Below are 13,248 nucleotides of genomic sequence, written 5' to 3' on the forward strand. Positions count from 1 at the left end.
TATAATTTTTATAAAACTTGGCCATTCCTAAATTTATGAGATGTCTCCTTCCTCGATATGACGACACTCTGGTTATTTGAGAGGTATCGAAAGTGAAAGTGTGAAGAATCCTATGCGCAGGAGCTTTTCATAATGCCCAGCCGTCATTTTGAACGAAGCCATAGTTCTCTTTCAAAGAGTTTGCTGTAACGGCGGAGTGAAAAATCCCGGAAGGATAAGAGAGAATGAGTTTAATTAACTTGTTTACTTAAAGTGAGAGGTAGTTCGTGGGGACACGAACCATGGCGATGGGCTCGTTGAGTTGTAATCATTGATAAATTATTAGATGATCGTCTTTAGCAGCCATATGCTATCTTTAAAGTAAACAGCTGCATTATGTTGATGGTATCTGGTTTTATTCTCTGTGCTATCGTTATTTTTTTAGCCGGTAAAAGACTTACTTTTTATGGGGATGTACTGGCTGAAAAAACCGGGCTTAGTAAAGGATGGATCGGTTTGATATTAATGGCTTCTGTAACATCCTTGCCGGAACTTATGGTTGGAATCAGTTCGTCTGCAATTGTTCAATCTCCGGATCTGGCAGCAGGTGATGTTTTTGGAAGTTGTGCATTTAATTTGGGCATTCTGGCTATGCTGGATGCATTTATTCCCGGAAAAAAATCACTTTCCGGTGTTGCATCACCTACACATATGCTTAATGCAGCATTAGGAATTGTGTTAATTGCACTTGCAGGCTTAGCGCTGTTTCTTCCGGACGATATCTATCTTGCGCCGTGGATTGGTTTTTCAAGTATTGTTTTCATCCTTGTATATTTTGCGTCTGTAAGAATCATTTACAAAAATGAACAGCATCATCTGTCAGATTCTGTACAGAGTATGCATTTTGTTAAAAGTTCATTAACCCTTCGTGCTGTAGTTGCACGTTACCTGTTTCTTGCTTTGGTTATCATTGCTGCAGCTTTGGCTTTGCCCTACTTTGCAGAGCATATTGCAGAAATGAGTGGATTAAAAGCATCCTTTGTAGGAACTTTTTTTCTGGCGCTGTCCACATCTTTACCTGAAGTGGCAGTTTCTATTGCTGCAGTCCGTTCCGGCTCTATTGATATGGCGGTAGGCAATCTGCTAGGTAGTAACATATTTAATGTGTTTATCCTGGCAGTCGATGATTTGTTTTATACCAAGGGTTTGTTGTTAAAAGATGCCTCAGATATTCACCTTGTATCTGCCTTTAGTGTTATACTCATGACGGCAGTTGTTATCATCGGGTTGAGCTATAAGGCCAGGGGAAAACGCTTTTTACTTGCCTGGGATGCTTTTTTGATTTTTATCATTTATATGCTCAATCTGCTGTTACTTTCTTTTTTATAATTGGTTTATCCCTACGCCGAGTTTCTTGCTGCATTAATAATTCCAAAGCTGCAACGCATGATTAATTTTTCATACACCTGCTGCTGTGGTGAGTTAATGAGTTGCTCCTGCATTTGCCGCAGTGTAGCAATGGCATACTGCTGTATGGTGAGCAGTGGTAATACAATCCGTTCCCGCATTTGTACGGAAAGTTGTTCTACAGGATATTCTTCCATCAGTTCTGTATGTCCGCTCAGTTGCAATACCATTTGCCGGGTGAGTTGATACTCATCATGAATCATGTTCCAGATTTCACCATGCTGCGGATGGTTCATTAAATGGGCCGTAAGCGGAAAGAAACATTTTTTGAGCGACATTTCGCAATTGCCCAGCAAGGTGCGTATGAACAGACTTTCCTTATACAGTTTTTGTAACTCGGGCCAATATCCCTGCTCCTGCATGGCTTTAAGTGCTGTGCCCACGCCATAATAACCCGTAACGTTTTGTTTGAGTTGTGCCCAACTGCCCACATAAGGAATGGCACGCAGGTCTTTTAATGTTAACCTGGAGCCGCTGCTTCGTTTAGCGGGCCTGGAACCGATATTGGTATCGCTGTAATAACGCAAAGGACTTACATGACTGAGATAGTCCATAAAGCCGGGATGATTTTTTAAAGCGGCATATTTATCATAGCTCACACTTGCTAATTGATAAAGCAGTTTTTCTTCCGCTTCAGTAAGAATGGTTTTATGACTGTTGTATAATTGATTGGTGATGCCTGCATTAATCAATTGCTCCATATTGTACTGCGCCGCATCTATAGTGCCGTAGTTGCTGCTCACCGTTTGTCCCTGTACGGTTAATTGAATTTCGTTACCGCTGATGTTACGGCCCATACTTGCATAAAACTTATGCGTTTTACCACCGCCACGGGAAGGAGGGCCACCACGGCCGTCAAAAAACACCACTTCAATATTGTATTGCTCTGCCACTGCACTGAGCTCTTCTTTGGCTTTATAAATACTCCAGTTGGCCATGAGATAACCACCATCTTTTGTGCCATCACTAAAGCCGAGCATGATCGTTTGCTTGTTTTTTCTTTTAAGCAGGTGGGAGCGATACGCAGGATGTGTATATAATGCATGCATCACTTTGCCTGCATTGCGTAAATCGTCAATTGTTTCAAACAGCGGAACAATATCAATATTCAGTTCGTCTTTGTTCCATCCGCTTTGCAGAAACAGTTCCATTACTTCCAATACATTTTCAGCCGTCTGGCATTGACTGATGATGTACCGATGGCAACCCTGCTCACCGTTGTGCTGCTGAATGGTTTTGATGGCAGCAATGGTATCTAACGTATCTTTTACCGTTGCATCTTCTGCTGCTTCTGTTTTAAGATAGTCTTCTGTTTTGAGTAGTTGCAGTTGATGCCCTTTGTTAAGGAGTGCATGTAAAACCTTTCCGTGTACACTGCTTTCCTGTCTTACATCTAATGTGGCAAAATGTAAACCAAAGGTTTCTACTTTGGTTATTAAGCTTTCTACAAGATGTACAAACAAGCTATTGTGATGGTAAATGATGGTTTGGCGTATCTGTTGCAGTGTTTCTATAATTTCTTCTTTGGTTAAACCGGTGCGTTGTCCCGGAATAAAGATGTTGTTGTATAATTTCTTTTCCAGTTCAACCAATGGCTGTTCCACTCCTTCAAATGTTAACCGGCGTTTGAGCCTGCGCACATCCATGTAATAACACTTGATGATGGAACTGCGGAGTGCATCGGCCACACTTAAGGTTATACTGCTTGTTACAAACGGGTTACCATCTTTATCTCCGCCCGGCCAGAAACCTAATTGTACTACGGGATGATGGTTGAGCAGTTCTTCATTATTTTTTTTGAGATAGCTGATCACCCTTCCTGTGGCAGCATAAAATACATTTTCAAGATACCAGATGAGGCTGATGGCTTCATCATAAGGTGTGGGCTTTTGTTTTTTAAGAAAAGGCGTTTTACCCAACTGCTGCAGGTACTGATTAATGGCTGTGATATTATCATCAGCAATTGCTTTAGCAAGATCGTTGATGATGCCCAGTACACTGCCGGGGTAAAATTGTGTGGGATGAGCCGTGAGTACAATGCGTATGCAGAACTGACGGAGTTTTTCCAGCATGTCTTTATCAAAGTTGTTTTTCTGCAGCTCTACTGAAAGTTGTTTTAAAGTGCCGCTGCCCTGCATATCATTCACCTGTGTAAAAGCAGCATCTTCTAAAGCATCAAACAATACAACCTGCCGTTCTACATATTGAACAAATCTAAAAAGCAGGTCCAGCTTTTCCTCTTCACGGATGTACTCTGTATGTTTTGAAAAAAAATCGTCAATGATTTGTGAGGGGCTTTGTTTTTTACGGAAGCCTTCCTCACAGTTATTTAAAAGAAGCGACAACAGTATCCCCGTTTTTTCAATACGATGAAAGGGGAGTGATGTAAATAAACTGTTATACAGTTGGAATTTGAGTCCAACCAGATCGTTGAATTGCTTAAAACCTGCTGATGTGGGCATAAACTAATAAATGTTTGTAGCAGGCAACCGTTAAAGAGGCTGAAAGATAAGTAAAAAAAGAAAAGCCGCCTTACGGGGCGGCCTGTTGTTGCCATTTTAAGAGAGAGAAATTATAGAAGAATGATAAGGAGTTTATGATTAATGATGAATTTACAAAGCCATTAAAGGGTACATCATTGAATCGAAAATTTCTGCTGTTGTTTGCTGCATTTCGTTTTTACTCTGCCTGGTGGCTGCAACTTGTTTTTGCTGTATGTTCTTGCTGCTGCCTCCAACAATTTTATAAGTTTTATAGCAAGGCATTGCCACAGCTGCATCCTTATAAGCGATGGTAAACAGCGCAGTAAATGTGAGTGATAATGCCAGTACTTTCATTGTTTTTAATTATGATGTAAAGATAAAACCTGCATTTCCTGCTGCAATCACATAACTATGTGAATTGCTTTTTTTATTTATTGAATGGTGTATAAAAGCGGATGAATTGAAATGCAAAAACCGGCTTTACGGAGCCGGTTTTCTGAGAATGAAAGGTGATCTGTTTCCTGCTTGCTGTTAAATGTTTTTCCGGAGCATTGCATCCATCTGCAGATCTGCTTCGTGGAGTGAAGCGCTGTCAATATGTAATGGAAGCACATGCTGTTTGTTTTGCTCTTCAAAGTTTACATCAATACTTTCGTCAGCTTCTACGAGGATTTTTCCAAAGCTTCTGATGTCAAATTTTGCTTCCCCGTTAACTACAACTTTCAGTAAACGGCTGCTGAGTGTACCATTGCTGGTTACGGTGGAGTTGCCGTTAATTTCAACCAGTTGTAAATGGCTTACAGGAACATGTACGGTTACTTTTCCTTTAAGGGAGCCGCTTTTACTTTGAATGTAAAGAATTCCTTTTTTAACAAAGTAGGATACCGCTGCGATGTCTTTTTTATCACCTGCAACATAAATTTCTGCATCCGGGCACTCTGTAAGTACCACATCAATATCATTATTGATAACGATGCTTTGAAAGCTGTGTTTTGCTTTAATAATGTGCCTGTACATACAATTGTCAACACTGCCGGCACCGGCTGTTATGTTGAAGCTGAGCAGACTAACTGCTATGATGATTAATTGTTTCATGACTGATAAGGTTTTTGTTTGAGTGTTGTTTTATGATGCAAAGATATTGTGCCGTTGGCCGGTGTACAATCGCATAAGTATGTGAATTGTTATTGTTGTTATGTCAATGGTTGATTTTGCCGTATTGGTTGAAAAATAAAAAAGCCGGTCTTGCAGGACCGGCCGATTTTTTCAAGGATAACTGATAAGGTGCTCAGGCTTGCGGGTGTATCATTAAAGAATCCATAGCTGCGTCGGCGTTATTCAGGGAACTGCTGTCAATGATGGCAGCAGGCTGGGGTTGTTCTCCAATCCACTTTTCAAAATTCAGATCAATATCTTCATCGGATTCAAAAATGATTTGACCATTATTTTTTAAATCAAATTTTGCTTCGCCGTTAACAATTACTTTCAGGTTTTTGCTGTTTAAGCTGCCTTGTGATACAATCTTTGATTTGCCGTTCACTTCCAGTTTCTTAAGACCGGAAACAGAAATATAAACAGTGGCTTTACCTTTCAGCGAGCCCATTTTGCTGCTGATGGTAAGTACGCCTCTTTTTACATGGTGTTTTACAAGGCTTACACTTTCTTCTTCGCCGGTAACCATAATTTCATTAACGGGTGATTCGGTAAGTACTACATCAATGTCGTTATTTACAACAATCATTTCATACACCACGCCTTTAGCAAGAACAGTGGAGATTATTTTATTGTCGGTACCGGCAATTGTGTTGGCAGTAAGAGCAATCAAGCTAACTGCAAGGATGAATAATTTTTTCATTGTGATAAGGTTTGCGGGAGTTAACCTCCCTGTTTGATGATTTGTTTAACAGTACAAAGATGCTTTCGTTTCCGGTGCAAAACAATCGCATGAATGTGTGAAATTGCATCACCGCTTTTAGTGGTTGAGTCATGTAAACGGTAAAATGCGGCGTTAAACGGATGTTGCATCAAACCCCATCACATAAATATGTGGTTTTGCAAACATCTTTCCTGTTTTTCAAATACGATGTTTAGATTTGTTTAACACATGAGATACCTGTTAACCATCGCTGTTTTGTTTTGCTGTTTAAATGCAGAATCGCAAACGGCTTTTGCATTTAATCATATCGCTTCAGAGGATGGTGTTGGCCTTAACTCAGATGTGGTGTACACCACCTACCAGGATGAAAAAGGATTTATCTGGATTGGTACCTCTAACGGATTACAACGTTTTGATGGCGCCAGGTTTACAAGTTTTTCATCAGCCAGTGACAAGGGTGATTTACCTGTAAGTGACCTTGTAAAAATTATAAGTGTTCAGAAAAATCAACTCTGGCTTCATTTCCAGAACCGTGGCGAAGTTGGGGTGTTTAACACGGTTAATTTTCAATACAGAAAAGTGAACATTCTGCCTGCACGACCTTTACCCTTACGAAGAGAAGTGAAATTGTGGAAGGACAGTAAAGGAGGGGTTTATTTATCAGTATGGCTGTATGGCATCTTAAAGTACAATGCTCAAAAGGATGCATTTATTGATTTTGACGGTTTTCATTTGCCTGAAGGGTGGAAGCCAACTGCCCATTTGTATGAAGATACAGTTACCCATCGTTTTTGGTTTCCTTGTGCAGATAGTGGATTAGCTATGTATGATGTGGCAACCGGCAAAACCTATACACAAAAGTTTAACCCCATTCGGCATCCCATTCTTGAACGTTACGCCCAAAACCCGTCTACATCCGAAATTTATATTGACAGCAAGCGCAGGTACTGGATTTTTCATTGGGATACAGCACATCACCGTCTGTGTTATTCAGAAGATGGCGCAATGTTAAAAGATACGGCCGGTTTGTCAGAAAACGACGGTTACCAGGAACTCAGGCACTTCTTTGAATCAAGAAGAAAGGAACTTTGGTTATACGGCCCCAACTCACTATACACTTATGATAATGATTTGAACCGGTTCTTCTTTTCCAAAGGAAGCAACCGCCAGGTTGACTTTATACAATACGGTACTGTTTATCAAATGATGGAAGACCGTGATGGCGGCATATGGTTAGCTACAGATAACGGTTTGTATTTTCTTAACAGCGGAGGACGCAGCTGGGATGTTAAAAATTATTTTCTTTCTCCCAAAGAAGGGGCAGCTTATGAAATCACTGATATTCTTCAATTGCAAACAGGTGAATACTGGTTATCCTCATGGGGCAATGGTGTGCTTACATTGGACCGTAAATTTCAGCGATATGAAGCTGGGATCTATTCCCGCATTCCTGATTTTAACAGAATCCGTAATAACCAGTACCGTCAAACCTGGACTTTGCATCAGCAGGCAAATGGTTTAATCTGGATCGGTTGCCAGGCGGGTAATTATATTCTCCATAATCCTGCCACCAGAACCTCCACGTTTCATCAACTCAGTGAAGCTGAAAATGCCACCATTCGTTTTATTACTGCGGGCACAGGAAACAGTTTGTGGATTGGTACACAACGTGGCCACCTGATAAAACATGATGGGGCTACGTTTACAACCGTTCAGAAATTCAATACTATTGTTCGTAAAGTTTTTATTGATAAGCAGGGGTTAATATGGGTAGCACTGGAAGGAGACGGCTTGTATTGTTTAAATGAAACGGGAGAGAAAATCCTGCATCACTATGCAGCCGGTAATGAAGATGGTGATCATCTTTTTCAGAATAATGCTTTTGATATTGAGCAGTTAAACGACAGTGTCATTATTTGTGCAGCCGGTGCCATGAATTTTATTTATAAAAAAACCGGCAAGGTAAAATGGTTAACGGTTGAAGATGGTTTGCCCGGAAATACATTAATGCGCATACGGAGAGATCATATGGGTTATATGTGGATGATTACTGCCAATGGTCTTTGCCGTTATAACCCGGTGAATCACCGCATTACTCCTTATGGCAGAAAAGATGCGGTAACAGTTGCAAGAATTACACGTGAGGCAGATTATCTGAGTGCTGATAATCATTTAATGTTTGCCGGTGGTGCTAACCTGCTCGTGTTCAAGGGTGGTACTGATGAAATAGATAACCGGCCTCCGGATGTTCTTATTACTGATTTTAAATTGTTTAACAGGTATCTTCCGGTTGATTCTTTATTGGAACAACCTTATATGCGGTTGAAAAACGATCAGAATTCATTCACCATCAATTTCAGCTCGCTCAGTTACCTGCAACGGGAAAAACTTGTTTACTATTACCGGATGAAAGGCATCAGTGATGATTGGATAAAAGCAGATGGTGCGGGCTCAGTAAGTTTTACATTACTACCCCCGGGAAAATATACTTTTGAAGTGTATTGCGAAAATATTGATGGGGTTCGTTCTAAAAACATTGCCTCTATTTCCATCCATATTCAACCGCCTTTCTGGAGAACTGCCTGGTTTGTTTCAACCTTGCTCACCATTGTGGCTATTATAGCTTATTCTATGCACCGCCTTCGGATCAAACGCATACTGGCAGTAGAAAAAATCCGGAACAGGGTAGCAAGAGATCTGCATGATGATATGGGAAGCACGCTCAGCACCATTAACATTCTCAGCTCAATGGCGAAAGCCAAACTCAATACCGATGTTCAGAAAACCGGTGAGTACATCAACAAAATCAGCGATAACTCACAACGTATGATGGAAGCGATGGATGATATTGTATGGGCTATAAAACCGGCAAATGACAGTATGCATAAAGTAGTAGGCCGTATGCGGGAGTTTGCCACCAATGTTTTTGAAGCAAAAGATATTGAGCTGGAATTTATAGCTGAAGAAGCAGTGAATAATGTAAACATAAACATGGAAGCCCGCCGGGATTTCTTCCTGGTTTTTAAAGAAGCTGTTAATAATGCAGCTAAATATTCAAAGTGCGACAGGGCGGTGGTTGAAATAAATGTAGATCATCATAAACTCATTTTGCAGGTAAAAGATAATGGAATTGGATTTGATGTGAAGGCAGCAGATGGAGGCAATGGTCTTGGTAATATGCAAAAAAGAGCAGATGCACTAAGGGGTAAGATCCAGATTCAATCCCTGCCCGGTGAAGGAACCACCGTAACACTTACTGTTCCTTTAAACTAATTCATTATGACCCGTTCGCTCAGCCAGAAGTTCCGCTTTTTTACGTTTGTGTGTATTGCACTGCTGGCTTATGTGCATGGGTATAACCTGCGTGATACCTATCTCAACCCTTTCAGTACTGTTGATGAGCCATTAACCTTTACTGCTTTTTTTGAATATCTATTTGCAAATGGATTGCTCCGGTTTCGTATTCCAATGCTTTTTCTTATTTCGGGCTACCTGTATGCTTTGTATGATCATCGCCCTTACAGTCAGCAGGTAAAAGGCAGATTCAGAACTTTGATAATACCTTTTTTAATCTGGAGCGCTTTTGGATTGCTGATGACCTTTTTGCTGCAGCAGATTCCTTATACAGCAAATATTCTCGTAAAAGCAAATCTTGATCAATTAGGTGATAACCGACCCTATACTGAAATAGGTTGGGTTGGAATCATTAAGCGATGGCTTACTGCTCCTATTGCTTACCAACTTTGGTTTCTCACTACACTATTTGTGTTTAATCTTATTTACCCCGGCATCCGTTGGTTGGTTGTTAAGATTCCCTATATATGGTTGCCGCTGGCATTCTTCTATTTTTTCTTCATATTTAATCTTCCCTTTATTGATTCAAGGGGCTTATTCTTTTTTTCAGCCGGTGTATGGATTCAAAAGAAGAATTTTTCTGTTGAAGTACAGCCTAAATGGTTTAGTCTTGGATTGTGTTTAATAACCTTCATTGGATTATCTGTTATAAAAACCTTTATGGCTTTTGAACTGGAGCCATTTGATTTCAGAACGGCAAAAACGCCCACCTCAACTGCAGTTATATTAACAGTGTTATATCAGTTTTCCATTATTGCCGGCATCTTATCAATGTGGTTTGGTGCAGACAGGGTTATCAATAGAATCATGAACAAAGAATGGTTTCATAATGTGAGTGGGTTTTCATTTTTTATTTTTGGTATGCATGTGCCGTTGTTGCCATATGTAATGACCTGGGCCATGCTTACTTTCAGCTTCCTGCCATTTCACCGTCTCATTTTATACCTGCTGGTACCCTTTCTTGTACTTTTAGTTTGTATTTGGACGGCCGGAGCAGTAAGGAGGTTAGCGCCTAAGTTGTATTCAGTCCTAACCGGGGGCAGGGGGTTTTAAACAAACACATAAATATGTGATTGGGAGGGAATTGTCAAATATTAATTTTACATAAAAATAATAACCCATGATAAAAGTGCTGTTGTATGAAGATAATCCGCAGTTGCGTGAAGGTTTAACCATGTTAATTGATGGCAGTGATGGTTTTTGTGTGCAGGCGGCCTATAAAAATTGTGACAATGTAAAAGATGAAGTGGATGCATGGAAGCCCGATGTCATTCTGATGGATATTGATATGCCCGGCACCAATGGTATTGAAGGTTTAAAATTAATACGTTCGGTAAATCACGACGTGAAAATCCTGATGCTTACCGTTTTTGACGACAATAAAAATGTATTTGAGGCTATTAAAGGCGGGGCAAATGGCTATGTGCTTAAAAAAACACCTCCTTCCAAATTGCTGGAATACATCCAGGAAGCTGCAAGCGGTGGTGCGCCAATGACTGCCAGTATAGCTACACAGGTTTTAAAAATGTTCTCTCAAATTGAAATGAGCAAGCAAAATGAAGATTATAACCTGAGTGATCGTGAAAAGCAGGTGCTGCAACTGCTGGTTGATGGCTACAGTTATAAAATGATTGCTTCTGAAATGTTTATTTCTATTGATACTGTTCGCAGCCATATTAAAAAGATTTACGAAAAACTGCATGTGAATTCCAAATCTGAAGCAGTAGCCAAGGCTTTTAAGGATAGACTTGTGTAAGACTTTACACAAGAAGCTTGTCCTGTATTTCATAGTAGGCTATTCAATACATCTTCTCTTTGAGTAACACAAGAATTGTTTTGGATGTGTAACTATTTCATGTGGTAAACGTTTTATTTCAAAAAAAATATACAATGGATACAGAGTTACAGCAGTTAAAAAACCAAATCAATTGGATGCGTTGGTATGTTTTTATTTCATCCGGCGTCATCCTTGCATTTTTTATTTCTTCATTCACAAGACCGGAGCAAAAATTTGGGATTCTCCGTGCCAAAGGAATTGTAATAGAAGACAGTGCAGGCCGTGACCGTATTTTAATAGGTTCGCCCATCCCTTTTTCAAAACATCGTGTAAGAACGGATACCAATCTTGTGCGTAAATATTGGGCGCCCCGTTTTGAGGAACAGGCAGATCAGTACATGAAATGGTATAAGGATTATTACAATGGCGCTGAAGGAATTGTTGTAATGAATGAAAAGGGATTCGATCGTGTACTGTTAGGCGATAAACTGGCAGATCCCAATACCGGGAAACGGATGTTTCAAAGCGCCGGTATATTATGGAATGATAAAGAAGGATGGGAACTCGGTGGTGCAGGTGTAAATACAACAAAAGATGGAAAAGCAAGGTCAGTGATGGGAGTTGATGATAAGGATGGTGAAGCAGTACATATCATTGCTCTTGAAGATGGCACCAAAGGATTGGTAATTGGCGGTGAAAACGGAAGGCTTTTAATTGGCATGTCTAAAAAAGACGGGCAATGGTTTCAAAATAAAGAAATATTTACAGGGGTTAAATATTTTGATAGTAATGGAAAGTTGGTTTGGCAGCAACAAATGAATCAATAATACCTTAAGGAATTAAATTCAGCCGCCTGCATCAATAAGGCGGCTTCTTATTTCACATGATTATGTGGTTGTTTTGTTTTCTGTTGATAGTGATGTTTGTAGTATCAAAACCTTATCATGAAACAACTCATTACTTTATCAGCACTGCTATTATTATTGACTGCATCCGCAAGTGCCCAGTTTACTTTCAAACAAAAGGCAGAAACCATTGATAGTATTAGTGCTGTTCTTGAACGAAATTATGTTTTTCCTGAAACAGCTAAGCAACTGGGTGTTTACCTGCGTACACAATTAAAGAACAAAGCCTATGATACAATCAACTCCGGTGCTGTATTTGCAGAATTTGTAAGTGCTGATTTAAAGCGTGTAGGTAATGACAGGCATTTGCGGCTGCATTATTTTGATGATGTTTTGCCGCCCCAGGTAACGGATCCTTTAGAGCTTTCTCCCGAGGACAGAAAAGGTTATACACAATGGCTTTTGGCAGAAAACTATGGTATTACTTCTTTAAAAGTATTACCAGGGAATATTGGGTATGTAGATTTTAAATGGTTCTGTGATCCTGAATTTGCCGGGGAAACATATACTGCCATGATGAATTATTTGGAGCATACAGATGCTTTGATTATTGATTTGCGAAATAGCCAGGGGGCTATGTCAACCGAAGTGATTCCTTTTCTTTCCAGTTACTTTTTTGAAAAACCTGTTCACTTAAATGATTATTATTGGCGTAAAGGTAACCGTACCATACAGGCATGGACTTATAGTATGGTGCCCGGTAAAAAATATCTCAAAAAGCCTGTTTATATATTAACCAGTGGAAAAACATTTTCAGGAGCTGAGGAACTGGCTTATAACTTTAAAAACCTGAAACGTGCCACACTTATTGGAGAGTCAACCGGTGGCGGGGCCAATGGTGGTGGTACCATCAGGGTTAGCGATCACTTTAATATGTTTGTACCTCTTGGTCGATCTATCAATCCGGTTACTAATACAAACTGGGAAGGTGTAGGAGTACAGCCTGATACAGTAATCAAAAGTAACAGGGCCTTACATAAAGCTCAATTGACTGCTTTAGAATTCCTCGTCAAAAAATTTAAGGATGATGCTAACTGGAAAGGTTACATCAGTAGTCAATTAGAAGAAATAAAAAAATCAACCCCGGTTTTTTTGAAACACACATTTGCATTAGCAGGATTTGAAGATGCAAAAGAAGTGTATGTAGCCGGCTCTTTCAATAACTGGTCTCCAAAAACAGACAAGTTGCAGCGTAAAGGAACGATCTGGATTACCGATGTAGAAGCAGAACCGGGTAAACATACATATAAGTTTATTTTAGACGGCCGCTGGATACTTGATCCTAATAATCCGGAAAAGTTGAAGGAGGGAGAGTATGAGAATTCTGTAATTATTATTAAATAGGAAAAAAGCAGCCCTGTTTTTAATACGACTTGCAAGCCCAACTCATACTGAAAAATGGAACTA

General features: G+C 39.9%; 10 protein-coding genes. 6 read left to right on the forward strand and 4 right to left on the reverse strand.

Going from position 1 to position 13,248, the window contains the following annotated elements:
- Positions 1 to 375 precede the first annotated feature (375 nt).
- Positions 376 to 1,368, forward strand: coding sequence for a sodium:calcium antiporter (locus tag PDL71_RS09165; RefSeq protein ID WP_407520187.1), 993 nt, complete (start codon positions 376 to 378; stop codon positions 1,366 to 1,368).
- Positions 1,369 to 1,379: 11 nt separating this feature from the next.
- Here PDL71_RS09165 and PDL71_RS09170 read toward each other — a convergent pair whose 3' ends face one another.
- The 4 genes from PDL71_RS09170 to PDL71_RS09185 all read right to left on the reverse strand — a co-directional run bounded on the left by PDL71_RS09170 (position 1,380) and on the right by PDL71_RS09185 (position 5,784).
- Entirely contained in the window at positions 1,380 to 3,908 is a 2,529-nt protein-coding gene (locus tag PDL71_RS09170; RefSeq protein ID WP_407520189.1) for a phosphoenolpyruvate carboxylase, read from the reverse strand.
- Positions 3,909 to 4,058: 150 nt separating this feature from the next.
- Positions 4,059 to 4,283 carry a hypothetical protein gene (locus PDL71_RS09175; RefSeq protein WP_407520191.1) on the reverse strand — a complete coding sequence of 75 codons (225 nt, stop codon included), beginning with the start codon at positions 4,281 to 4,283 and terminating at the stop codon, positions 4,059 to 4,061.
- Positions 4,284 to 4,460: 177 nt separating this feature from the next.
- The gene (locus PDL71_RS09180) at positions 4,461 to 5,024 is read right to left on the reverse strand and encodes a GIN domain-containing protein (protein WP_407520193.1); all 564 of its coding nucleotides are present in this window, start codon (positions 5,022 to 5,024) and stop codon (positions 4,461 to 4,463) included.
- A gap of 193 nt (positions 5,025 to 5,217) precedes the next feature.
- On the reverse strand, positions 5,218 to 5,784 hold the full coding sequence (locus PDL71_RS09185) for a GIN domain-containing protein (RefSeq protein ID WP_407520195.1): 567 nt from the start codon (positions 5,782 to 5,784) through the stop codon (positions 5,218 to 5,220).
- 249 nt (positions 5,785 to 6,033) lie between these two features.
- On the opposite strand from PDL71_RS09185, the gene PDL71_RS09190 reads away from it, so the two are divergent.
- The 5 genes from PDL71_RS09190 to PDL71_RS09210 all read left to right on the forward strand — a co-directional run bounded on the left by PDL71_RS09190 (position 6,034) and on the right by PDL71_RS09210 (position 13,185).
- Positions 6,034 to 9,078 (forward strand): triple tyrosine motif-containing protein, encoded by a 3,045-nt coding sequence (locus PDL71_RS09190; protein ID WP_407520197.1) that lies wholly within the window; start codon positions 6,034 to 6,036, stop codon positions 9,076 to 9,078.
- Positions 9,079 to 9,084: 6 nt separating this feature from the next.
- Positions 9,085 to 10,212: an acyltransferase family protein gene (locus PDL71_RS09195; RefSeq protein WP_407520199.1), complete on the forward strand. Its 1,128-nt coding sequence runs from the start codon at positions 9,085 to 9,087 to the stop codon at positions 10,210 to 10,212.
- A gap of 67 nt (positions 10,213 to 10,279) precedes the next feature.
- Entirely contained in the window at positions 10,280 to 10,915 is a 636-nt protein-coding gene (locus tag PDL71_RS09200) for a response regulator (protein WP_407520201.1), read from the forward strand.
- 134 nt (positions 10,916 to 11,049) lie between these two features.
- The gene (locus PDL71_RS09205; protein WP_407520203.1) at positions 11,050 to 11,763 is read left to right on the forward strand and encodes a hypothetical protein; all 714 of its coding nucleotides are present in this window, start codon (positions 11,050 to 11,052) and stop codon (positions 11,761 to 11,763) included.
- Positions 11,764 to 11,880: 117 nt separating this feature from the next.
- Positions 11,881 to 13,185 carry a S41 family peptidase gene (locus tag PDL71_RS09210; RefSeq protein ID WP_407520205.1) on the forward strand — a complete coding sequence of 435 codons (1,305 nt, stop codon included), beginning with the start codon at positions 11,881 to 11,883 and terminating at the stop codon, positions 13,183 to 13,185.
- Positions 13,186 to 13,248 lie beyond the last annotated feature (63 nt).

Source organism: Lacibacter sp. MH-610 (assembly GCF_045780045.1).
In the GTDB taxonomy this organism is placed as follows: Bacteria; Bacteroidota; Bacteroidia; order Chitinophagales; family Chitinophagaceae; genus Lacibacter.

Coding starts and splice junctions, on each gene's coding strand:
- PDL71_RS09165 (WP_407520187.1), top strand. CDS start 376: ATGTTGATGGTATCTGGTTTTATTCTCTGTGCTATCGTTATTTTTTTA.
- PDL71_RS09170 (WP_407520189.1), bottom strand. CDS start 3,908: ATGCCCACATCAGCAGGTTTTAAGCAATTCAACGATCTGGTTGGACTC.
- PDL71_RS09175 (WP_407520191.1), bottom strand. CDS start 4,283: ATGAAAGTACTGGCATTATCACTCACATTTACTGCGCTGTTTACCATC.
- PDL71_RS09180 (WP_407520193.1), bottom strand. CDS start 5,024: ATGAAACAATTAATCATCATAGCAGTTAGTCTGCTCAGCTTCAACATA.
- PDL71_RS09185 (WP_407520195.1), bottom strand. CDS start 5,784: ATGAAAAAATTATTCATCCTTGCAGTTAGCTTGATTGCTCTTACTGCC.
- PDL71_RS09190 (WP_407520197.1), top strand. CDS start 6,034: ATGAGATACCTGTTAACCATCGCTGTTTTGTTTTGCTGTTTAAATGCA.
- PDL71_RS09195 (WP_407520199.1), top strand. CDS start 9,085: ATGACCCGTTCGCTCAGCCAGAAGTTCCGCTTTTTTACGTTTGTGTGT.
- PDL71_RS09200 (WP_407520201.1), top strand. CDS start 10,280: ATGATAAAAGTGCTGTTGTATGAAGATAATCCGCAGTTGCGTGAAGGT.
- PDL71_RS09205 (WP_407520203.1), top strand. CDS start 11,050: ATGGATACAGAGTTACAGCAGTTAAAAAACCAAATCAATTGGATGCGT.
- PDL71_RS09210 (WP_407520205.1), top strand. CDS start 11,881: ATGAAACAACTCATTACTTTATCAGCACTGCTATTATTATTGACTGCA.